Origin of the sequence: Nostoc sp. NMS8 (assembly GCF_017115045.1) — a bacterium.
Taxonomy (GTDB): domain Bacteria; phylum Cyanobacteriota; class Cyanobacteriia; order Cyanobacteriales; family Nostocaceae; genus Nostoc.
The window spans coordinates 26,986-51,736 of record NZ_JABXKK010000104.1; the positions used below are offsets into that span (position 1 = coordinate 26,986).

Sequence of the window (24,751 nt, forward strand, 5' to 3'; positions counted from 1 at the left end):
AAGAGGTTTAAAGTTTTACGCTCTCTTCGTTTAAGGAAGATAACTTAATCCGCCGACTTTCACGCGATAGTGGTACTAAAACTGGGGCTTGACTTTGAGCATTGCTTTCTTTAAAGCTTTCCACCACCTTAGATAATTCTGCAATTGTCGATGCCTCAAATACGCTACGCAAAGGCAACTCCACGTGTAAGGCGTCGCGCACTCTAGAGACAAGCTGAGTTGCCAGTAATGAATGACCCCCTAATTCAAAGAAATTATCATAAATTCCTACGCTCTTAAGTCCCAAAACCTCAACAAAAATTTTCACTAGCACTTGTTCAACAGGAGTGCGAGGTGCGATGTAATTTTCAGGGAATTGCGGCTTGATTCCATTATGGAATGCTCTTAAAGTGCGGCGATTGACTTTACCATTAGCTGTTAGAGGTAAAGACTCCAATACTACAAAACCTGATGGCATCATGTATTCAGGCAGTTTTTGTGCTATGTAAGTCTGCAACTGCGGCACTAACTTACGTGCTGCTTTGGTTTGTAGGGGATTATTACCGTAAGATTGCCAGGGTCGAGAGAGAGTCGTGCTATGGGGAAAAATAGTTTTTTTACCTACTTCATCTTGCCGTACAAAAACTACGTCATAATGTCCTTCAGTACTTGAATTTGTCCAGGTAATATCAACGCTATAAGGTACGTTCAGCGCATAGAAATCTTCTGGCTCTACTCCGAAATTTTCTAGTTCTTGCAAAGTTTTACGTATTTGACCTACAGTTTTAAAACCTTCTACGTCTGATAGCCATTCTACTGTTTTAATTGCTGACATCAGCCGCGCATTAGGTACATTGATAATGCTTAATATTTCTGGTTTATTCTCAATTAATAATTGGCGCACTGCTGAGACTGTGAGATTATCTTCAGACCAGTTCAGCACTGAATGATTTCCAGTATTACTAACAATTTCGGCACTAATATGAAGAATCACATTGTAACGAAACTCAGTTAACTCATTGTGATGTTTACCCCGTATCAGTTGGATTTGTACATGATTAATTTGCGGAAAGCGTTGCTTGATTGCAGTAAAAAAATCTGGATCAATAACTAACTCTGTCTCTTCAAATATTTGCCTTTGTATCCGTTGTTGTAACTCGAAGCAGGTAAGGGAAGGTTCAGCTTGATACAGTTGGACTGAGGTATGAAAAGCTTGCAAGAGCGACAAATTACGCACATCCCCTATGAAGATAAAGCCACCTGGAGCACTTGCCTGCACAGCACCTTCTAATACACTAATCAGATAATCAATACTAGGAAAATATTGTACAACTGAGTTCAGAATTACTGCATCAAAAGCTGCTGTTTCTACTTTCTCGAAGTCAGTAGCCATTTGCTGATACAGTGTTACCTGCGGCATTTCTTGTTTTTGTAGTTGTTGCTGAATGTAGTTAAGTGAAACTGAGGAAAAGTCTGTTCCCCAATATTTAGTGCAATGAGATGCAATTCTAAATAGAATCAAGCCTGTTCCACAACCAATTTCTAACACTCGTTTGGGTTGCAAAGCCAAAATCTGCTCGACTTGCTTATCCACCCATTCACGCATCTGTTCTGCTGGAATAGGCTGATTTGTGTAACTGCTATTCCAGCCGACAAAATTGAATGTAGGATCTGAATCAGTAGATTGATTATAAGTTTCGTTATACAACATCTGCCATTGCAAAACCTGCTCATTCTGCAATTGCATTAATTGCAAATTCTCCTGTTCGTTACTGTATTCAGTTTTTGGTACTACATAAGCTACTAGACGCTTTTCCTGTTCATCCTCACGAGTTATTACTACAGTTTGCTGTACTGCTGGATGCTGACTCAGTACCGCTTCAATTTCTCCCAACTCAATACGATAGCCACGAATTTTTACCTGCTCGTCGAGGCGACCTAAAAATTCAATGTTGCCATCTACTCGATAGCGAACTAAATCACCTGTTTTATAAAGTCGCGCTTTTGACTTATTAGTAAAAAAATGATAAATGAAGGATTCAGCAGTTAACTCAGGATGGTTTAAATAACCTCGTGCTAACCCATCACCACTTATGTACAACTCTCCCGGAACGCCAATAGGTACTGGTTGTAAATGTTTATCTAATATATAAAGTTTTGTATTGGCGATCGCACAACCAATTACAGGTGCTAAATTATCTTTATTCTTAACAGAAATATGACCAGAAGTTGTTACAACCGTGTTCTCCGTTGGCCCATAATTATTAAATACTTGGAAAGAGTGGGAAGCTAAAGGATATTGATTTAGTTTGTCTCCACCTGTGAGTAATATTCGTAAAGCTGCGTTCTTAGGAAAATCTAATAATAAAACTTTCTCAGTTAAAGGTGTTGGGATGAAAGAAATTGTTATCGCTTTTGATACTAGCCAATCTCGGATATGGTCAGGCGATCGCCTGGTTTCATCATCTACAATATAAATGCTTGCCCCAGTACTAAGATAAGGCCAAATTTCCCAACCGTAAGCATCAAAGCCAACTCCAGAAATCTGCGTTGCTCGGTCAAGGGGTGAAACTGCAAACGCTTTTTGATGCCAAAATACTAAATTTAACAATCCCCTATGTTCAATTTTAACCCCTTTAGGTTTTCCAGTTGAGCCAGAGGTATAAATGACATAAGCGAGGTTATCTACTATAACTTTACTAGTAAGGTTATCTTCAATTTCTTGAGAAATAATCTGCCAATCTTTATCTAAACATATTATTTGTGAATTAGAGTTTTTCAGACGTTCAAGCCATCGCTCCTGAGTTAATAAAACTGATACTTCACCATCTTCAAGCATAAAAGTTAAACGTTCAGATGGATAGCTTGGATCTAGAGGTACATAAGCTCCACCTGCTTTCAGGATGCCCAACATCCCGATTACCATATCAAAAGAGCGTTCGACATAAAGTCCTACTAAAACTTCGGTTTTAACTCCTAATTTTTTTAGATAATGTGCAAGTTGATTACTGCGTATATTTAACTCTTTGTAGCTGAGTTGTTTATCGCCAAATACTAGCGCGATCGCATCGAAATTCTGTTCTGCAAAGCTCTCAAATAACTGATGTATACACTTATCTTGAGGATAATTTGCCTGGGTATTGTTCCATTCAGTTAATAATTGATTTAGCTCAGATTCCCTTAAAAATGGTAAATGTGCAATCCGTTCTTCTGGATTTACAACTATACCTTCTAGTAACATTTGGAAGTGTCCTAGCATCCTGCTGATAGTAGCGTCATCAAATAAATCAGTGCTATAAATTACAAAACCACTAATCCCTTCTGAGCTATCTGCCCATAACCCATTTTGAGTATTTGGTTCCCACAAGTGGAACTCCAAATCAAAGCGCGTTGTTTCCGTTTCAAAAGGTAGCGAGCTTAAAGTTAAACTAGGTAACTCTAAGGCTGTCATCGGCGCATTTTGGAGCGCGAAAACAACTTGGAATAGTGGATTTTGATTTAAATTGCGCTCTGGATGCAGTTCTTCTACAAGTTTTTCAAAAGGTAAATCTTGATGAGCATAAGCAGCTAAAGCTACCTCTTTAACTCGACTCAATAGTTCCCGAAAAGTTGGGTTTCCTGATAGATCGGTACGAAGTACTAAGCTATTGACAAAAAAACCAATTAATCCCTCAATTTCACTACGGTTGCGATTGGCAATAGGTGAACCAATAGTAATATCTTCTTGCTGTGTGTAGCGGTAAAGTAAAATTTGGAATGCTGCCAGCAGGGTTATGAATAAAGTTACCCCTTCTTGTTGTCCGAGAGCTAAAAGTGCTTCGCTCAAACTTTTTGATAATTGCAGAGGTTGCCTTGCACCCTGATAAGTTTGGGCAGCTAATCTTGGTCTATCGGTTGGCAAGTTTAGCATAGAAATGCCGTCTAATTGCTTCTGCCAGTAACTTAGTTGCTTTTCTAATACTTCCCCTTGCAACCATTGGCGTTGCCAGTATGCAAAGTCTGCATATTGGATTTTCAGTTCCGGTAGAGGAGAAGGCTGATTGCTGGCAAAGGCTGTGTAGAGTGCTGCTATCTCTTGAATCAGCACTCCAATAGACCAACCATCGGAGACAATGTGGTGCATAGTCAGCAGCAGGATGTATTGTGTCTCATCCAACCACAGCAGTTTTACTTGCAGCAACGAATCAGTTGATAAATTGAAAGGACGTTGAGCTTCTTGTGTAGTGAGTCGTCGTGCTTGTATTTCTCGTTCGGCTTGTGGCAGTTGCCGTAAATCTATTATTGGTAAACGTATTGTTAGGGTGGGATTAATTACCTGAACTGGTTGCCCTTTTTGTACGACAATAGTGGTGCGTAAAGCTTCATGTCGTTGCACGATTTCGTTAAAAGTTTGCTCTAGCGCGGCTAATTTCAGCGAACCTGTTAAATGTAGTGCTAGTGGAATGTTATAGAAAGGATTATTAGGGATTAATTGGTCAAGAAACCACAGCCGTTGTTGAGCAAAAGAAAGGGGAAGATTTTCTGACCGCAAAATAGGTACAAGAGGTCTAAAGCTGTGGTTATTAGTGCGATTAGATGCTTCTAGAAATTCAATAATTTCTGCTTTGCGCTCTTGAATTTCTGCACGCAATTCTGGTGTAAGAATTCCATCAGGGGCGTTAGCGCGAAACTTTTCACCATCAATAAAAACTTGAATATCTAAGCTGCGAAGATAAGTTAAAAATTCAACCGTATTCAAAATTAAACCCCTTCGCAAGTATTGTTATTTATTAGAAGTGAGTAGGCAGCTATGCTGGAAGAATATTGCTTGTATCATAAGCTTTTTAACATTTTTCAACTGGATAGTTCTTTTTGCCAAGCTGCACTGCTTATTACCTAACCCAGCATTTCTATCACACTTATAAGACTGCATAAATCATTCCTGGGAATGAAACTTGGATGATTATAACTATGGTATGAAGCTAAAAGAGAATGCAGTGAACAAGATATCGTAAGGTTTAGGCTCATGATATTCATGCCTCATAATTTTCTGCTTGTATGGCTGATTCAACTGCTGTCAATCGGCGTACTTGGCGGTGGAATCTACATTCTCTATGAGTGGTACGAACGAGAACTTGTAGGAACATCTTACTTGGTGGCGGGGCTAGTAATGATTCTGTGGACTTTTGCTGGTCGTTTTATCAGCTTGCCACTGTTGCGCCGTCCTGGAGCCGAAGAACCTAAGTTTATGCGTAGCAAAACTGTGCAACGTTTGCCACGACCGGATGGTAGTGTACTGCAAGTAGAGTTTTTTGGCCCTGAAGATGGTCAACCGATTATCTTGTCACACGGTTGGGGGCCGAACAGTACTATATGGTATTATGCCAAACGACAACTGAGCGATCGCTTCCGAGTAATTGTTTGGGATCTACCAGGGTTAGGAAAATCCGCCAAACCGAAAAACAACGATCATTCTATAGAAAAATATGCCCGTGACTTGGAAGCTGTTGTTGCCATAGCAGGAGATAAACCTGTTATCTTGGTGGGACACAGCATGGGTGGGATGATTAACCTGACATTCTGTCGGCTGTTTCCAGAGCAATTAGGGAGTCGGGTAGCTGGGTTAATTCTTGTAGATACTACTTACACCAATCCGGTAAAAACTTGTCTCTTTAGCAATCTGGCACGTAAATTGCAGAAACCGCTACTCGAACCTGTGTTGTACCTGACTATCGTGCTGTGGCCACTTTTTTGGTTGATGACTTGGCTCTCGTATTTCAATGGTTCGCTATACATCACTGTCGAACTATCTGGATTTACGGGTACTGAAACACGGGGTCAACTAAGTTTTGCAGGTCTATTATCAGCATTGGGTTCGCCTGGTGTTCTGGCTCGTGGCACACTGGGAATGTTGAAGTTCGATGAAACACAAACACTTGCAACTATTAACGTACCTGTGTTGGTTGTTTGTGGTAATTCAGATATAGCGACAAAACCTGTGGCGAGCGATCGCATGAAAGCAGAATTGCCTTACTCTGAAAGAGTCACCCTAAAACCAGGTGGACACATGGCATTGATGGAACGAAACCAGCAGTTTTCCGAAGCAGTCAGCACGTTTTCTGCTGGCTGCTTATAGCTCAATACAGTTCAGTTAAGCATTTCTGCCTTCTCTGCGCCTCTGTGGTTCGTTAAAAAAATTAACTTTGACAAAGAGTTTTAGCCTTAACTGAACCGTATTGGCTTATATCTAGGATCGCTACTGAAGCTTATTTAACGTGAGTTCGACAAGTATTATTTGACCTCTCCCCCAACCACTCTCCGACACGGAGAAGGGAGCAAAAGCTGAATTTTTCGCTACTCCTCCCTCTCCGAAACGGAAAGGGAGGCTGGGAGGGAGAGGTTTGTCGAACTCACGCTTATTTAAAGGCAGATGTACTTAGTACAGTTTTGCGTAAAAGCGTAGCGTTTCCAATGCAAGTCGAGGCATTAACAATGCAAGCCGACGCATTAACGATGCAAGCCAATGCATTAACGATGCAAGCCAATGCATTAACGATGTAAGTCGATGCATTAACGATGCAAGCCAATGCATTAACAATGCAAGTCGGCGCATTAACAATGCGGCCGACGTATTCATTGCCATTGCAGGGTATTGCCAAATTTAATTCGCTACGAATTAAGAAAATGCTGTACTTAGTACCTTTTGATTACTTCCAAAGTAAAGTTCGCCCAATTCTTCCAAAAAAACATCGGTCTGCGATTCTGGATTAAGGAAGTAGGGATGGATGGGAAGGATTTCAGCGCGAGGGTGGGTTTCTGGTGAAGACACAATCTGCTCAAGGAAAGTCAGGTAGTTTTCAGCAGTAGATTCCCAAGTGTACTTCTTCAGTACTCGTTGTTGACCAGCCTGGGCAAAATACTCCCACTCATTAGCATCACATAGCAACCGTTCCAAGCCCCGTGCAATATCAGCAGGATCTTCTGGGTCAACGAGTACGCCATATTCTTTATTTCCCTGTCGGAAGCTCTCGCTGGGGCCACCGTTCTTGGTTGCTACCACTGGTAAACCTGCAACTGCTGCTTCTAAGGGAGCAAGCCCAAAAGGTTCGTAAAGTGCAGTCAGCGCAAACACCGAGCGGCGTTTAACCATAAACCGATAGGCTGCTGCCAGTGATTCTTGAGACTGATCTGACAAGCCAAAGGCACTCACCTTGCCCCACAAGTCGTTTTCTTTGATAACTTCCCGAATGGGAGCTAATACCTCTTCAGCTATGCCGTCACTAGTTTCCTCTCGGAAAGGATCGTCCAGCCCTGCTGTAAGTACGACCAAGTTAGCTCGTTCCTGAAGTGTTGGACTGATTGCGAAGGCTTGCACTAGCCCTAATATATTTTTTTTAAGTTCTAATCGACTGGATGCTAGGATAACGGGCAAATCTCGACGTGGTTCTGCAATATCCCGTGCCAATCGCTCCTGAATGAACTGATAGGTAGCCTCCTCATTTTCGGAACGTGCCTTTGCACCGAAAATCGAGAAATCTGCTCCCGGTGGAATCACTGCAAAGCGGTTGTCGTCTTCTACATCCACTGCACCACTATAGACTCGATGAGAATACTGTTCAAAGCGTTCTTGTCGTGTACTGGTGATATTAATAGCCGAACGATTCATGCTCAGGCGTTCGGCTAAGATGCGATATCTGAAATTAAATTGCTCGTCTATGTCTGTGAGATTTTCTGGGGTGGCTTCCAGTTTGTCGATCTTTTGAGCACCGAGAGAATGAGCAGTAAAGGTAAAAGGTATGCCTGTCTCCTCTTCAATTAGAACGCCACACAGTCCTCCATCAGCGTAGTGAGCAGTCATAGCATCGGGTAAACCACCTTGCTGCTGATAAAATTTCAAGATGTTGGGTATCCAATCAGCGACTAGATGAGGCCATAACAACTCTTTAGAAATAAATTCATTTGGCCCAGCTGGTAAACGAATAATGCGGACGTTATCGATCCCTGGATAAGTGTCAATCGCTTCGGCAAACTCTGGCCACTCCGGGTCAATAATTTGACGGGTGAGAATATCAACTTTATGACCCATTTGAGCTATGGCTATAGCGACTTGCTTAACGTAAACCAGCTGACCCCCAAAATCTGGGTGTTTCGTTATATGACTATTGCCTGAATCAAAATTGCCTTGAGGGTTGAGAAATCCAATGTGCATAGCCCACTTCCTAATACAGCTTGATTTCTACTAAAGATTTTTGTCTGAAGACCGCAGCAGAACACCTTAATGAGCTTGTTAAAAACTCCCAAGACTGAAAAACACAGGCAGTGAGGCTGTACATAAACGCCATGAAAAAATAAGCTTTTTCACATGGCGTGAAAAGTCAGTTGAGCTTAAACCCAGCCAATTCGCGCATTTTCCTAATGCTTAAGTTAATCACTACTGCGGCTGGTGCATATATACCGGATGGCATAAATGGTATGGCGATCGCTAACTCAGGGGGTTCTCAAAATTCCACTTCTTCTCGTTTAATTCCCGTAGTTTCAGCCTTATCCATACCTTTTGCTGTCCAATAGATTGTGTCAATATATCTAGATAATTGTTCTACAGTCGGTGCTTCAAACAAGTTGCGTACAGGCAAATCTATTTGGAAGGTGTCACGGATACGGGAAGTTAGCACAGTCGCAAGGAGAGAATGACCGCCCAATTCAAAGAAATTGTCATGGATGCCTACTTGCTCTTTCCCCAAGACTTTAGCCCAAATTTGGGCAAGTAACTCTTCAACCTGCGATCGCGGTGCCACATAATCTTGATTATTAAAAGAAATTGTATCAGGCATGGGTAAAGCACGCCGATCCACTTTACCATTAGGTGTTATAGGTAGAGATTCCAGTACCATATATGCACTTGGCACCATATATTCTGGTAACTTTTCTTTGAGGAATTGGCGAAGTAAGGATGCAAAGCTTTGCACCTCTTGCATCGCTATCTGTTCCTGGTTGAGAACAACATAAGCTACCAAGTACTTATCATCAGGTACATCCTCACCAACAATGACAACAGTTTCTCTCACTGCTGGATGTTGATTCAACACCGCTTCAATCTCTGACAACTCAATGCGGAAGCCACGAATTTTTACTTGATTGTCAATGCGACCTAAAAATTCAATATTGCCGTCTGGTAAATAGCGGGCTAAATCACCCGTTTTATAAAGACGTGTTTTGGGATTATTACTAAAAGGATGAGGAATAAAGTGTTTAGTAGTAAGTTCAGGGCGATTGAGATATTCTCGCGCCAGCCCTTCACCACCGATATATAATTCGCCAGTAATGCCAACAGGTACAGGTTGCAAACAGGTATCTAATATATAAATTTCCGTGTTTGTAATGGGACGACCAATAGGCAAAAATCTATTTGGCGCTAAGTTTTCTACATAGTAATAAGAAGAAAATGTTGTATTCTCTGTAGGCCCATAAACATGAATTAAATGCTTTGGCGCACCATACTTAAGAATCTTTTTAACCCATCTTTTATCAACAGTCTCGCCACCAAACAGTAAATATCGCAACGAAGTAAAAGCTTGCGGAACATCTCTGGCAATCTGTTGAAACAAGGCAGTAGTCAAAAACAGAATACTGATACCTTTTTGTCGTAGTTGTAATGAAAACTCATGAGGTGAAAGGGTTACATCTTTGCTAATTCTTACAAGTTGAGCGCCGTTAAGTAGCGCTCCCAAAATCTCGAATGTCGCTGCATCAAAAGAAGTGTTTGAGGCTTGGGCGACTTTATCAAATGGTGAAAATTTTATATAGTTCGTATTGCATACAAGCCGATTTACAGCTTTATGAGGTACAGCAACTCCTTTGGGTTTTCCTGTAGAACCAGAGGTGTAAATAACATAGGCTAAATTATCACTATTTAAATCGCTTTTAAGATTATCTTGCTTTTCTTGGGTAATAATTTCCCAGTCTTTATCTATAGAAATAATTGGATTTGAGAAACCTTCAAAATGCTTGAGCAAGTTTTCTTGTGTCAGCAATACTGAAACTTGTGCGTCTTCAAGCATAAAATTTAGACGCTCTTGAGGATAGCCGGGGTCTAATGGAACATACGCTCCCCCAGCTTTCAGAATTCCCAACAACCCAATTATCATTTCTATAGACTGTGAAATGCAAATGCCGACTAAAACTTCTGAAGATACTCCGATTTTTTGTAAGTACTGTGCTAATTGATTGCTGCGAGTATTCAATTCTTGATAAGTCAGTTGCTCGTTAGCAAAGTTTACTGCTATAGAATCAGGATACTGTTGTACCTTTTCTTCAAACAATTGATGGATACACTTATATTGAGGATAATCTGCTTGGGTGTTATTCCATTCCACCAATAACTGATGTAACTCCGCTTCACTTAATAACGGTAAATTTGCAATTCGTTCTTCTGGATTTGCAACTATAGCTGACAACAGATTTTTAAAATGTTCCACCATCCGGCTAATAGTGGCTCGATCGAATAAATCTGTGTTGTAAACTATCACACCTCGGAGTCCGTTAGAATACTCCCAGTTTGCACCCCATAAGCTCCTAAAATCCTCAGAACACTTCCATAAATGCAGTTCTAAATCAAAACGCGTTTTTTTGATATCAATATTCATAAAGCTAGGTACTAATCCAGGCAGCTCTAGCGCTGACATTGGCGCATTTTGAAAACCAAACACCACTTGAAATAGTGGATGATGGCTCAAGTTACGCTCTGGATGTAGTTCTTCAACTAACTTTTCAAAAGGTAAATCTTGGTGGCTGTATGCTTCTAACGTTACTTCCCGTACTCTACCTAGTAGTTCCCGAAAAGAGGGATTTCCAGATAAGTTGCTACGTAGCACCAAACTATTGACAAAAAAACCAATTATTCCTTCAATTTCGCTGCGATTACGGTTAGCAATTGGCGAACCTACCGCGATATCTTCTTGGTGTGTATAGCGATAAAGTAATGTTTGAAATGCTGCCACCAGTGTCATAAATAAGGTGACACCTTCTTGCTGTGACAGCTTTTCTAGTGCATCAATTAGCTTGAGCGGTAACTCTAGAAATTGGGTTGCTCCTTGATAACTTTGTATAGCTGGCCTTGGTTTGTCAGTAGGCAGATGCAGTATGGAAATATCGTTTAGTTGCTCCCGCCAGTAAGCTAACTGGGTTTGGAGTACTTCTCCTTGCAGCCACTCGCGCTGCCAGTGAGCAAAATCGGCATACTGAAGAGGCAGTTCTAATAGAGGAGAAGGCTGGTTTTGTGCAAAAGCTGCGTACAGCGTTCCTAGTTCCCGAATCAGTACCCCCATAGACCAATCGTCGCAGATAATGTGGTGCATATTCAGTAATAGAATATGTTCTGTCTCAGAAAGGACGAGGAGTATTACTCGCAGCAATGGCCCGGAGGATAAATCGAAGGGATGTTCTATCTCTGCGGTAATAATGCACTTTGCTTTAACCTCTTGTTCATCATCTGGCAATTGCTGGAGGTCTAATACAGAAAGAGGTATTGTTAAGCTGGGTGCGTTAGCGTAGCTTTCCGCAGGAATCGCCTGTAGGGGTTGCCCATCCGACACAATAAAAGTTGTGCGTAAGGTTTCGTGGCGACGCACGATTTCGTTAAAAGTCTGTTTTAGTGCGGCTAACTTAAGCGAACCTGTCAAGCGAATTACTGTCGGCACATTGTAGATAGCATTGCCAGGGATCAATTGGTCGAGAAACCATAGCCGTTGTTGAGCAAAAGATGCTGGAAAGACGAAGACTTCTTCAGAAGACATAACGATCCTTAATTTAAATTTTGCGCTTTCTCAATACAGGCTTTTAGCTGTGCGGCGAGAACTTGGATATGGGGTTTTCTCAGCATAGTTAGGTGATTGCCAGGAATATGATGAATTTTCGTTCCTCCCACAATTAGCCGATCCCAGCCCATACTCGGATCTTCTTTGGCAATACTTGATTCAACCTTGGTTCTGAAAAGATTAATTCGTTTAGGGTAGGCTTGCGGAACGTAGTTAAGAACTGCTTGGCTATTGGCATAATAAACACGAAACATTGGACGAATTGCTAACTCGCTTAAAAGTCTTAACTTGGATTCTTCAGGTATAACGTTAACCGTGGCATCCTCTTTTAGGGTGAGGTGAGAGAAGAGATTTGTTTGGAGCGATCGCGTTAGCGACTCCCAAACAGAATTTTGCAAAATTTTATTAAAATTAGTCAACCGAGAAATTAAACTGTTAATTCTGTTATTGGCGATCGCAATAATTAGATAAAAATAATCGAGGAAAAAGGGCCATATATATCGCGCCACTGTCGTCAGCATAAACTTGAAACCACTACCCAAAGAAGGTACATTGCCTGGAATTGGTGCTAAAGTGTCAAGCACAGCAAGTAAAGCCACTTCTTCCCCAGACCTTTGGAGTTGTTGAGCCATTTCAAAAGCAACCCAACCTCCAAAAGACCAACCTCCTAAAAAATAAGGGCCTTTGGGCTGCACTCTACGCAATGCTTCAATGTAGTGAGTAGCCATATCCTCAATGCGAGTTAATGGAGAACTTTTTCCGTCAAGTCCAATGGGTTGTAGCCCATAAAATGGTTGATTTTTTCCCAAATTAGCAGCTAATTCGTAATAAGGAAAAACAACACCAAAAATTGGATGGACACAGAAGAAAGCTGGACTTGAACCAGCAGGTTGAATCGGAACTAAGGGAGACCACGAGAGAGAATCTGCTTTTGAGGATAGAGCAGTTGCTAAACTTTCAATTGTCGGATTTAAAAATAAGGTAGATAACGGTAATTCGTTCTCAAACCGCTTGTGTATTTGCTTCAGGAGGCGTACAGTTAAGAGCGAATCTCCTCCCAAGTCGAAAAAGTTATCGTAAATTCCCACACGCTCAATATTAAGCACTTCAGCCCAAATTTTTGCCAAACTTGATTCGGTTGGAGTCCGAGGAGCGATAAATGCTTTATCTACTGAGTGGCTAGTTGGAGTGTTGAGTTCTGTTAGTGCCAAACGATCCACTTTACCACTAGCTGTTAGAGGCAGAGAATCTAGCATTACAAAATCTTTTGGGATCGTGTATTCTGGTAATTTTTCTTTTAAGAATTTACGTAGTAGTGACGAGAAATTTTGCATCTCTACATTGAGAACAATATAAGCTACCAAGTACTTATCACCAGATACGTTTTGTTTAACAATTACTACTGCTTTTTGGACACTTTGATGCTGACTCAGGACTGTTTCAATTTCTGACAGCTCAATGCGGAATCCACGAATTTTTACTTGATTATCGATGCGTCCTAAAAAATCAATATTACCGTCCGGTCGATACCGAGCTAAATCACCTGTTTTGTAAAGTCGCACTCCCTTTTTATCACTAAAAGGATTGGGAATAAACTTTTCAATAGTTAATTCAGGGCGATTAAGATAGCCTTGTGCCAATCCATCACCACATATATATAATTCGCCAGTAATTCCAATTGGTAAAGGTTGTAAATGTTTATCTAATATATAAATTTGAGTATTAGGAATAGGGCGACCAATAGGCGGCTTGTCAATTATATGACTAATCTCTGCAACAGTTGACCAAACCGTTGCTTCAGTAGGGCCGTAAGCATTAAAAAACCGACGATGAGAGTTACACCAACGTTTTACAATATCATCGGTGCAGGATTCGCCTGCACAAATAATAGTTTGCAATGCTGGAAGTGATTCTGTAGGTAGTACTGCTAACACTGCTGGCGGAAGGGTGATGTGAGTAATAGCTTTTTCGCGCAATAATTTGAGCAAAGGTTGTCCGGGTAAAAGGGATTCTTTGTTTGCTAAATAAAGAGTTGCCCCTATTTGTAGTGCCATGATAATCTCAAAAATTGAGGCATCGAAACTTAATGATGCGAATTGCAGAATTCGGTTACTCGGTTGCAAGTTGAAAATTTCAACCTGAGCTTTTGCTAAGTTTGATAACCCTCGATGCTGAAGCAAAACACCTTTAGGCTTTCCTGTTGATCCAGAGGTGTAGATGACATAAGCTAGGTTGTCAGATGTTACGCAGGTGGTTGGGTTTTCTTGGCTGTGTTGTGTAATAGTTGCCCAATCTTTATCTATGTAAACTATTGACAAGAGATCCCCCCAACCCCCCTTAAAAAGGGGGGCTAAAGAGCAATGAGTGAGCAAGATTGAAACTTGTGCATCTTCTAGGATGAAGTTAAGACGTTCTTGAGGTAAGCTCGGATCTAAAGGCAGGTATGCTCCACCTGCTTTGAGGATGGCTAATAATGTGACGATCATCTCTAGTGATCGCTCTACGCAAATACCTACTAAAACATCAGGGACTACTCCCAATTTTTTCAGATAATGTGCAAGTTGGTTGCTGCGTATATTTAACTCTTTGTAGCTGAGTTGTTCATCGCCAAAAACTAGTGCGTTCGCGGAGCGTGCGTTTAACGCAATCGCGTCCGGAGTTTCCTGCACTTGTGCTTCAAATAACTGATGAAAACACTTATTCTCTGGATAGTCTCGTTTAGTGTCATTCCAATCAATTAATAACTCTTGTCGTTCTTCTTCAGTAAGCAAAGACAAATCTGAAATCCGCTGTTCTGGATTGGCAACAATGCTTTCTAGCAGCGTTTGGAAATGTCCCAGCATTCGCGTAATGGTTTTATCATCAAATAAATCGGTGCTATACACCATTTGTCCTTTCAAACTTTCCAAGTCTTGCCACAAATGGAATTCTAAATCAAGTTTTGCGGTTTTGCTATCGAACTCAAATTGCGAAAGCGTTAACCCAGATAACTCTAGGGTTTCGATAGGAGTGTTTTGTAGGCTAAATACAACCTGAAAAAAAGGATGATAGCTCAAATCTCGCTCTGGGTGAAGTTCCTCCACCAACTTTTCAAAAGGCAAGTCCTGATGACTGTATGCTTCTAAAGTTACCTCTCGCACTCGATTCAACAATTCTCGAAACGTCGCCTTGCCTGAAAAATCTGTACGTAACACCAAGCTATTGACAAAAAAACCAATTAATCCTTCTAGTTCGCTACGATTGCGATTAGCAATAGGTGAACCAACTGCAATATCCTCTTGCTGGGTGTAGCGATAGAGCAAAGTCTGAAACGCTGCCAGCATTGTCATGAACAAGGTAACGCCTTCTTGAGAACTCAGTGCCTCTAGCGCTTGAGTTAAGGAGTGTGGTAGCTCTAAAAATTGTTTTGCACCTTTGTAGCTAGGAACTGCTGGTCTTAGTCGGTCGGTGGGGAGATTCAATACCGAAATTCCGTCTAATTGCTTTTGCCAATAAGCTAACTGGGTTTGTAGAGGCGAAGTGCCGTTTGCTGCCACTCCTTGTAGCCACTCCCGTTGCCATTGAGCGAAATCTGCATATTGAATGGGTAGTTCTGGCAAAGGCGTAGACATAGAGTTGCTTGTCGTTAGACATTGCTTATCTTCTACGAAGGCTTTGTATAATACCCCCAATTCTCTAATTAGCACTCCAATTGACCAACCATCCGCAACTATGTGATGTAGATTTAGTAGCAGCAGATATTTTGCTTCATCCAGTTGCAGCAGCTTTACTCGCAGCAATGGCCCAGTGGTGAGATTGAAAGGATGTTGAGCCTCTTGGGTTACGATTTGCTGCACTTGTGTGTCGCGTTCTGGGCTGTCAAAATTGCGTAGGTCTATTAAGGGAAGAGGTATGGTTAAGCTAAGTGAAATTGCCTGTACTGGTTGCTGCTCTACCATAAGAAACCTAGTACGTAACGTTTCGTGGCGACGTACAATTTCGTTGAATGTCTGCTTTAAGGCGGTGAAGTTGAGGGAACCTGTCAGGTGAAGTGCTGTTGACACGTTGTAAAATGGATTCCCCGGTGCTAACTGGTCGAGAAACCACAATCGCTGCTGGGCGAAAGAAGTGGGAAAAACGAAAACCTCTGCTTCCTCAGAAAAATTAAGTTCTTCATCATCTGTGAGACTACTGTAAATATACTGGCTCATAAGTGAATGGCAAACAGTTGTGGTGGAATTTGTGGAAACTTTTTCTCAGCCCATTGAGACGCGATAAATCGCCGTCTCTACAAGTATTTTGGGCTGAACTGAAACGTATTGGCCTAAAGACTGGCGTGTTTTCTCATTGCGGCATAGTGTCTTGCTGTTGTATTAATTTCAATTACTAACTCTGTGCCTTGACCTAATTGAGAATTACATTTAAGTTTACCTTGATGTTTTTCAACTATAATTTGCCGACTAATTGATAGCCCCAGTCCTTGACCTTTGCCTACTGGCTTAGTCGTAAAAAATGGTTCAAATATATGTCTTTGGATATGGGGCAGAATGCCTTTGCCATTGTCAAAAATGCGAATTATAGCTTTGTGCTTTTTATCCTGTTGGTTGTTTAGCCAATGTTCATTACTATTGACCAATGATAAATGGCTGCTAACAATTTCTGTATGAATTAAAATTTTGGGAGTAAAGGAATTATCATGCTTCATCCTCTCTTCTAAGGCATCAATGGCATTTGTTAAGATGTTCATGAATACCTGATTTAGTTCACCTGGATAACACTCGATTAAAGGTAATTCCCCAAAGGTTTTAATTACTTGAATCCTGGCTCTATCAGGCTTTTCTTTGAGACGATGCTGCAAAATTCTGAGAACACTATCAAATCCTTGATGGAGGTCAACTTTTTTCATTTGACCTTCGTCAGAGGTTGAAAAGTTCTGCAAGGCGAAAACAATTTCTTTGACGCGTTCAGATCCGGCTCGCATTGACCACAGCAATTTTAAAAAGTCTGTCTTCACAAAACCAAGGTCGAGGCGTTGCAGATGTAAGGCAATAACTGGGGTAGGTGTGGGATAGTGATGTTGATAAAGTTCTATGATTTTAATTAAGTCTTCAGCGTATTGGCTGGCGGGATGGAGATTGCCGTAGATGAAGCTAACGGGGTTGTTAATTTCGTTAGCCATATCCGCCACCAGTTGACCGAGATTAGCCATTTTCTGGTTCTGCAATAACTGCCTTTGGGTATATTTGAGTTCTTCGAGGGTAGTTTCTAGCTGCTGTGATTTTTCCCTAACTTGGTCTTCAATAGACTGGCGTTGGGCGATTTCTCTTTGGAGTTGTTCAAAAAATTGGTATTGTTGATTAGCGTAAGCGCAGCTCGTCGTAGACATCGCCTTATCCTGAGTAATATCCTTGTGCGTCCCCGCCATCCGTATCGGTTTACCGGATTCATCCCACTGAAATACTTTGCCACAAGTCAAAATCCACTTCCATTCCCCGGATTTGGTCAGCATTCGCAATTCGACTTCAAACACAGGTGTGTATCCTTGGAGATAATCGTGCAATGCTTGGCGAATTCTCGGTAAATCTTGCGGATGTACAAGTTGCTCAAAGGATTGATAATCGTTGTCGATTTCGTCTACTTGATATCCCAGAATGCTTTTCCATTGGGGATCGTAATAAGTTTTATCAGTAACTAGATTCCAATCCCATAACCCCAAGCCACTGGCGATTAATGCCATTTCTAAGGCGGCTTGTGAAGATTGACAAGGATCTAAATTTTCTTGAGATAAGTCTTTTGCTTCTGGGAAACTCTGAGAATCTGGTACTGAAAATGGAGTTTCCGGTTCATAGGTATTGGGTTCTTCGATATGCATAGCCGCTGGTACGATGAGGAAGATATTTTGTAGCTCTCTCTCCACGCTGTCTTAGCACCCTGACGATCCAGTTATGATTGATTGGGCTGTAATTTTGGTCAGAGATATATCAGCCCAGATCATAAATTTGGATGGAATTAAAAAAAGTAAACAAATGAGTGTAACCTATGTTGCGATCGCAATTGGCGATTTTTGAGAAAAAGATCGCTCTATTGTGTGCATCTACATTCTAAGATATGTCTAAAAAAAGTAGTTCAAATCACATATAATTACCTAAAAACTCAGAAAAATTTGTAAAAAAATTGTCAAGGCTTGTTTGTAGCTTTTTTGGTAATAGCTAGCTGCTATTTATACTAAACACCAAACATCATGGTGTGAAAAAATTTTATGCTGAATTAGAGCCAATCAGTAATGACTATAGATGAACTAGTACTGCTACTAAAAGCCAGTCAAGCAACCGGTTTAACGACACTCCAAGAGTTGATCTTGCGTTCTTCGTGGGAAGGAAAAACCTACACCAATATAGCCTGCGAAGCGCACTATGGCGAAGAACGTGTTAAGAAAATTGCTGCTCATCTATGGCAAGTACTGAGTAATTTTTGTAAAGAACCAATAAATAAATCCAATTTCCGCTTGACTTTAGAAAGCCATCCTCTCAGTGAAGCGCATCAGCAGTTAGTTAAGGAATTCAACCAAGCAGCCACAGCAATCTCCTTAGAATTTCCGAGTGGGCCAGTATCCCTTAATTCCAGATTTTATATCCCTCGTCCGCCAATTGAAGAACTCGCTTATGCAGAAATAGCTAAACCTGGAAGTGTTATTTGCATCAAAGCACCTAAAAAGATGGGGAAAAGCTCTTTGATTGTACGGTTGCTTGCACGCGCTAAAAAGCAAGGCTTTCACACCGTAACTTTGGACTTTCAACAAGCAGACAAAGCAGTATTTACCAGTTTGGATAAATTTTTACGCTGGTTCTGTACAAATGTGAGCCAGGAGTTACAACTAGAACCAAAACTTAATGATTATTGGGATGAAGATATGGATAGCAAAGTTAGCTGTTCTATCTATTTCCAACAATATTTACTATCTGCGCTCTCAAGTCCCCTGGTTTTGGTATTAAATCAAGTGGATTGGGTGTTTAAGGATCAGGAAATAGCTGGAGAACTGCTACCATTGGTGCGATCGTGGCATGAACAAGCCAAAAGGGTAGAAATTTGGCAAAAATTACGTCTGGTTCTGGTTTATTCAACGGAAATTATTGTTTCCATCAGATTGACTCAATCGCCATTTAATATTGGTTTGAGAATTAATTTACCTCCCTTTACGAAAGAGCAGGTGCAGGATTTAGCCCAACGTCATGGCTTGGATTGGACAGATGGCAAAGATGCTGAAATTTTGATGGCAATGGTAGGAGGAAATCCTTATTTGGTGAGGTTGGCATTCTATCACCTTGTAGGTAAAAGGGGATTAAAACGGGATTTAGGGCAGTTATTGCAACAAGCACCCACAGAAGCCGGAATTTATCACGATTATTTCAGACAGTATGTGTTAGCGCTACAAGATGAGCCAGAATTGGGAGATGCTTTTTTGGAAGTTATTAGTACTGCAAATTATGTGAAATTAGAGCCAGCATTGGCAGATAAATTACAGAGTTTAGGACTAATTAATTTAGAAGGCGATCGCAGTACTGTTGCGTGTGAATTATATCGGTTATATTTCCGGCAATATCTGAAAAAAGTGAGAGTTTAAATATTATAAATACTAGTACTTAGATAAACTCTGCTAATATAGCTTCTTCTACAACTTTCTCTAAAGAAAAGCGATCGCACTCATTCACCTCTAAACCACCAAAGGCGATCGCTTGTAGATTTACACTTCTTTTCTAGAGCGATGTCTCCGATGGGCTACGCCTACGGTAGCTTTCGGCTTAATGATATACCAAAATGAATGTGCGAATTACTTAAATGAGTAAGCAAATTGGGGTTTGAGAAAGTAAAAGCTCATTTTACTTGCGGAAAACACCAAAATGAGTAAGCAAAAGTTTATTTTGAGAAAGTAAAAGCTTATTTTACTTGCGGAAAACACCAAAATGAGAAAGTCAAAGCTGCTTTTGAGTAAGTCAAAGCTTATTTTGCTTGCGGAAAACACCAAAATGAGAAAGTCAAAGCTCATTTTGAGAAAGTCAAAGCTCATTTTGAGTAAGTTGAATGGCATTTTTACTTAGTTCAATATGAATTTTAGTCTAGGCGATCGCGCTTTTCAGTTTTATTACGGTATGCTTTGCACAAAACTAGCTTATTGTGGATTTTGGGGGAGGCGATCGCAAAAATATGCTAAACTTTCACGCACAGTAACAGTATTAAGATGATTTGCCCCTAACCGTCGCTGAAAAATATCTAATGCGTAGTGATCGCAGTTGCAACAGCTGTTAATGTTACAAGTTCCATAATTTAATAATGAAATACGATATTGCACGGGGAGATACAAATGCAGTTCTGTCTATTGCGGAAATATATCACACATATTTAGCAGTTAACCCTATATCCCAGCTTACAATAAATTGCAAGGCTAATAGCTCAAGTCCACTCAAGTGGACTAAAACCCTTTCTGAGTTTTCTAAAGAAGACTTTAGCTACATAGGTTTCTAACCTATGGCGGGTAATGCAACAGACGCCATATCTCAGACTTACGGATTTGAGTTTAATAGATTTTAAGTGGCGGATGATTTGAAAGAATAAGCGGTAAAAGTGACATTTTGCACTCTAACAAACCCCCACCCCTTTCCAATCCTTACAATGGAAAGGGGTTTTATTCACTTTCCTTCTTGAGGGAATCTCAAAGTAAACACACCAACTGATGCAATTTGATACCCAACTACTACCACGCATTAATGCTACAGCCAAAAGAGAAAATGGTAAACAATATTATGTAGATACCAAGGGAAATCGCTTCCCCAGCGTGACTACAATACTTAATGCCACCAAATCACAAGCAGACCGAGACAGATTATTAAACTGGAAAGCGCGTGTTGGTACAGAAGAAGCTACCCGCATTACTACAACTGCTAGCCGTCGGGGAACCCAAACACACAAGCAAATTGAGCGCTACCTTCTTGGACAAAACCCTGTTTGTCCCGAAGCGAGTCGCCCTTATTGGGAGAGTATCAAGCCAGTTTTAGAACAAATCGACACAGTTAGACTTGTAGAAGGCTCAGTTTTTCATCATGATTTGAGCTATTCTGGCAAAGTTGATTGTATTGCCAGCTATCAAGGTATTCCCTGTATTTGCGAGTGGAAAACAGCAGACAAACCCAAAGGTTCAATTGAGCATTTATATGAACATCCACTGCAACTTACGGCATACATAGGAGCAGCTAACGAATATTATCGAGATTATGGCATTCAGCTAAAGCACGCTCTCTTAGTAGTAGCGATTCCAGAAATGCCAGCAGAGGTATTTTGGTTTGAATCAGCAGTCATTAAAGATTACTGGGAACAGTGGGAAAAAAGAGTTACTGAATATTGGGAACGCAGAAGTGTTTGGAGTTAATCAGTAGGATTGCACAATTACCGAAATACTGTATTTCGTTACGTAAAGTAAATTTTCATGTGTAGTAACAACAACCAATCTAACCTTGTAATGGCAAGACAGTAATTAACCCAGAAAATCTTGCAAAATCACTTATGTTGTGAGTGAGTAACTGAGGAATGCCATAAACTAGCATCGTAGCGACAATATTTGCATCATGAACTTGCTTACCACCGCTAGAAATTTCTTCCATGAGTGTCAGTAACCTTTCTGTCACTTGAGAATTATCTTCAGCCACCCGAAATCGGTTATAGAAATAGCGGAGATCCTGAATTACTATTGCAATGGGTAGTGGGTTGGCAAATTGTTGCGGACGGGTAAAAGTAGCCAAATATTCCCGCAATACTTGTCGGCTAATCCACAACTCAACTCCTGCATCATAAAAACCTTGGATAGCCTCCATCGCAACTTGGTGAAATGGAGACTGAATCTGACTAGCGTACACCAGGATATTTGTGTCTAGAAAAACAGGTTCACCGCCCTCAATCACCATACATATCCTCACGTGTTAAAGAAAGATTTTCAGGCCAAGGGCCATAATTATGCACAGGAAAGTTTAGAGGAGGACGCTTTTCCTTGCTCTCTGCTTTCTCAGCCAAAGGCTTTTCATCAATTACTATTACTACCTGATGCTCACCCTCTGGAATATCCAATGGTAATTGCGCTGTAATCTTACCATCTTTGGTAACTGTGGCAATTGTTTCTATAGCTTTCATCTCATTCTTCCTTTTCAATCCATTACAGCTAATACAGCTTTCGGCAATAACTTATCTTTAAACCAAACAATTCTAGCGGGGACATCATTTAATTGTACTCCCGCTTTTTCTAAATTAAGTCGCTCGGAAATTGCCAAAATTAAGTCATCACGTCCAGCCCGCCGCACCTGAGAAAACTTCTTTTGTAAATATTCTGGTCGCCAATAACCAACAATTTCTAATAAGAATGTGCGTCCATCAGCATGAACCAAGCGAAAATCGGGAATCATCACACTACCAGGAATTGGGATCAAATCAACTTCTCGTTCTAACGCCCAACCACTTTTCAATGCATCCCATTTATCAGCAAAAGATGCTTCTAACATACTATCGTAGGGCTTACCTGGTGGATAATGGGATACCAAACCACATTCGGAATTGAGAGTGAAACGTCCAGTTTTCCAAGCATTTGTATAAGCGTCACGGGTTTGGAGAATCGAAGAAAGACTCCATTTAGTAACGTGAAGTAAAGCAGGAATAAGTTTAGCGATCGCTAACCCATATCGCGTACTAGGATTAAACAAGCTCGTCGGCCCATCTATCGTAATTGTAAACCCGTGGTCAGCATCGCCCTCAATATAAGCCATCAATTGAAACAACTTCAAATAGCGAAATAATAGCTTATATTCACCCGGAACATTCCGATGAGCATTTAACACCAGTTGACTGGCTTTATAAAACACACCCTGCACCTGAGATAAGTTATATCGATTTAACACATCTGGCGCTGTCGGTGCATCAAAAACAGTCAAAATTTTATTCTCAGATAAATCAGCATATAACCCATTACGAACCTGTTCTAATAAAACTTCCCGCTCAAGTTCTTGAGTTAACTCATCAGCAATTTTACTCAGAGTAACTTGTGTTGATTCTCGACTAGAAACAGACTTTGCAGCCAGAGAAAACACCCGTTCTCTTAACATTTGTGGTTCCAAAGGACTAACCACCTCAAAAGTACAAAAACTGCTTTTGAGAATATAAGCTAATCCCCGCTTCACCCGATAATCTGTCGAATCTCCTTCAAAATCAATCAGTTGTCGCTCAAGCACACCTTGAGTTTTACCCACTGCTGATTGAAAATAATTAATTAACTCAATCGCCAAATCCGAAGTTGCTCGATCAATCTTCAGTCTCTTCGGGATGATCTCCTCCCCGTTTTGGCGATGCATCAGTAAATCTGTCGGTAACATCTGCTGAATTTTGGATTTTAGATTTTGGATTTCCGGTTGAATAATTAATTTCTATCTGTTCCGCAGCCTTCAAACTTTTTTCCTTTCCACTCCCATACACAACCTGTAACTTCCCTTTCTTTTCTCCCTCTGCTTTTCTCTCCCCTCTTCGCCTAGCCGAAGTCCCTTCTTCACTCGTATCTTCCGCCACCACCTCATATAAAATCGCCTGCTTATTCTCAATATTCCCCTTCCGTAAAATCCTCCCCAAGCGCTGAGTATACTCCCTAGCCGAACCAGTCCCCGATAAAATAATTGCAACAGTTGCCGCAGGTACATCAACCCCTTCATTCAACACATGAGAAGCAACCAAAGTATTATATTTACCCTCTCGAAACTTTGTTAATATCTCATGGCGTTCTTTCACAGGTGTTTGATGAGTAATTGCCGGAATTAGCAAGTCTTGAGAAATGCGGTAAACCGTTGCATTATCCGCAGTAAAAATCAAAATTCTCGCCGGATAATGTTCTGCCAATAAATTAACTAAAATTCGCAACTTCCCATCAGTACCCAAAGCGATATCTTTCGCTTCTCGATGCGCTAACATCGCCCTCCGTCCAGATTGCGATCGCGCGCTCATTTGCACGAACATTTGCCAACCTTGCAAACTCCCCAAAGAAATCTTTGATTGCTTCAAAAAGTCATTGCGGGTTTGAATTAACTGATTGTATCTTTCCCGCTCAAGTTGCGATAACTTTACCTTAATTTGGACAATTTCATGCTCCGCTAACGCCTTCCCCGCTAAATCTTCAGCGCGTTTGCGATATACTTCTTGTCCAATAAGGATATTTAAGTCAGCGTGTTTCCCATCAGTACGTTCTGGTGTGGCAGAGAGTCCCAGACGATAAGGTGCGATCGCATATTCAGCAATTACCCGATTAAAATCTGTCGGTAAATGATGGCATTCATCAAAAACAATTAACGCATATTGATTTCCCAAGGTTTCAGCGTGAATTGCGGCACTATCATAAGTTGCAACTAAAATAGCCGTTCTATCCCGCGAACCACCTCCCAACAATCCCACCTCGGCATCAGGGAAAGCCGCAACTAAATGTGCATACCACTGATGCATTAAATCCAAAGTAGGCACTACAATCAACGTCGTGCGTGGTGTTGACTGCATCGCCATTTGCGCTAAATAAGTCTTTCCCGCCGCCGTGGGAAGCACAACCACCCCTTGTCTACCCGCCAGTTTCCAAGCCGCTAGCGCTTCAGTCTGGTGGGGATAGGGTTCCATTTCCAGGGTAGGAACCAAATCTATAGGATAAAATTCCTTGGCCTCATCGATAAAATAAACATCTTCCGCTTGTAGTGCTTCTACAAGCGATCGGTATTTAACTGCTGGAATGCGGAATTTTTCAACTCTATCATCCCACGTAGCGTAATCCATCCAACCTTTACCGCGTGGTGGTGGATGCAAAATTAATGTGCCACGATCAAAATTTAATGTAGGGGTACGAGCCATTTTGGGGATTGGGGAAGGTGGGGCCCCCTCTGGAGATAAGGGGTAATGGGCATTGGGGATTGGGCATTGGAATTATTTCTATTCGCCATGCC

At 41.1% G+C, this 24,751-nt stretch carries 12 protein-coding genes; 3 read left to right on the forward strand and 9 right to left on the reverse strand.

Going from position 1 to position 24,751, the window contains the following annotated elements; all coding sequences use genetic code 11:
• Nucleotides 1-7 precede the first annotated feature (7 nt).
• The gene (locus HWQ39_RS26635; protein ID WP_292851916.1) at nucleotides 8-4,717 is read right to left on the reverse strand and encodes a non-ribosomal peptide synthetase; all 4,710 of its coding nucleotides are present in this window, start codon (nucleotides 4,715-4,717) and stop codon (nucleotides 8-10) included.
• Nucleotides 4,718-4,993: 276 nt separating this feature from the next.
• On the opposite strand from HWQ39_RS26635, the gene HWQ39_RS26640 reads away from it, so the two are divergent.
• The gene (locus HWQ39_RS26640) at nucleotides 4,994-6,094 is read left to right on the forward strand and encodes an alpha/beta hydrolase (protein ID WP_292851919.1); all 1,101 of its coding nucleotides are present in this window, start codon (nucleotides 4,994-4,996) and stop codon (nucleotides 6,092-6,094) included.
• Between the two features lie 540 nt (nucleotides 6,095-6,634).
• Here HWQ39_RS26640 and HWQ39_RS26645 read toward each other — a convergent pair.
• The 4 genes from HWQ39_RS26645 to HWQ39_RS26660 form a co-directional block, all read right to left on the reverse strand.
• Nucleotides 6,635-8,167, reverse strand: a complete 1,533-nt coding sequence (locus HWQ39_RS26645) for a glycosyltransferase (RefSeq protein ID WP_292851922.1) — start codon at nucleotides 8,165-8,167, stop codon at nucleotides 6,635-6,637.
• A gap of 289 nt (nucleotides 8,168-8,456) precedes the next feature.
• Entirely contained in the window at nucleotides 8,457-11,750 is a 3,294-nt protein-coding gene (locus tag HWQ39_RS26650; RefSeq protein ID WP_292851925.1) for an amino acid adenylation domain-containing protein, read from the reverse strand.
• An 8-nt stretch (nucleotides 11,751-11,758) separates the two neighbouring features.
• Nucleotides 11,759-15,961: an amino acid adenylation domain-containing protein gene (locus HWQ39_RS26655; protein ID WP_292851928.1), complete on the reverse strand. Its 4,203-nt coding sequence runs from the start codon at nucleotides 15,959-15,961 to the stop codon at nucleotides 11,759-11,761.
• Nucleotides 15,962-16,074: 113 nt separating this feature from the next.
• Nucleotides 16,075-17,622 (reverse strand): PAS domain-containing sensor histidine kinase, encoded by a 1,548-nt coding sequence (locus HWQ39_RS26660; RefSeq protein ID WP_292851931.1) that lies wholly within the window; start codon nucleotides 17,620-17,622, stop codon nucleotides 16,075-16,077.
• A gap of 411 nt (nucleotides 17,623-18,033) precedes the next feature.
• On the opposite strand from HWQ39_RS26660, the gene HWQ39_RS26665 reads away from it, so the two are divergent.
• Together HWQ39_RS26665 and HWQ39_RS26670 are read left to right on the forward strand one after the other, a co-directional pair.
• The gene (locus HWQ39_RS26665) at nucleotides 18,034-19,371 is read left to right on the forward strand and encodes an AAA-like domain-containing protein (protein ID WP_292851933.1); all 1,338 of its coding nucleotides are present in this window, start codon (nucleotides 18,034-18,036) and stop codon (nucleotides 19,369-19,371) included.
• A 1,107-nt stretch (nucleotides 19,372-20,478) separates the two neighbouring features.
• Nucleotides 20,479-21,171: a PD-(D/E)XK nuclease family protein gene (locus tag HWQ39_RS26670; protein ID WP_292851936.1), complete on the forward strand. Its 693-nt coding sequence runs from the start codon at nucleotides 20,479-20,481 to the stop codon at nucleotides 21,169-21,171.
• Nucleotides 21,172-21,250: 79 nt separating this feature from the next.
• Here the strand turns inward: HWQ39_RS26670 and HWQ39_RS26675 are convergent, their stop codons facing one another.
• The 4 genes from HWQ39_RS26675 to HWQ39_RS26690 are packed head-to-tail and all read right to left on the reverse strand — an operon-like array spanning nucleotide 21,251 to nucleotide 24,659.
• The gene (locus HWQ39_RS26675) at nucleotides 21,251-21,703 is read right to left on the reverse strand and encodes a PIN domain-containing protein (protein ID WP_292851939.1); all 453 of its coding nucleotides are present in this window, start codon (nucleotides 21,701-21,703) and stop codon (nucleotides 21,251-21,253) included.
• Entirely contained in the window at nucleotides 21,693-21,926 is a 234-nt protein-coding gene (locus tag HWQ39_RS26680; protein WP_292851942.1) for a hypothetical protein, read from the reverse strand. The genes HWQ39_RS26675 and HWQ39_RS26680 overlap by 11 nt, the downstream gene beginning before the upstream one ends.
• Nucleotides 21,927-21,940: 14 nt before the next feature.
• Nucleotides 21,941-23,155, reverse strand: a complete 1,215-nt coding sequence (locus tag HWQ39_RS26685) for a DUF790 family protein (protein ID WP_292851945.1) — start codon at nucleotides 23,153-23,155, stop codon at nucleotides 21,941-21,943.
• Nucleotides 23,085-24,659 carry a DEAD/DEAH box helicase family protein gene (locus tag HWQ39_RS26690; RefSeq protein ID WP_292851948.1) on the reverse strand — a complete coding sequence of 525 codons (1,575 nt, stop codon included), beginning with the start codon at nucleotides 24,657-24,659 and terminating at the stop codon, nucleotides 23,085-23,087. Before HWQ39_RS26690 ends, HWQ39_RS26685 begins: the two co-directional genes overlap by 71 nt.
• Between the last annotated feature and the right edge of the window lie 92 nt (nucleotides 24,660-24,751).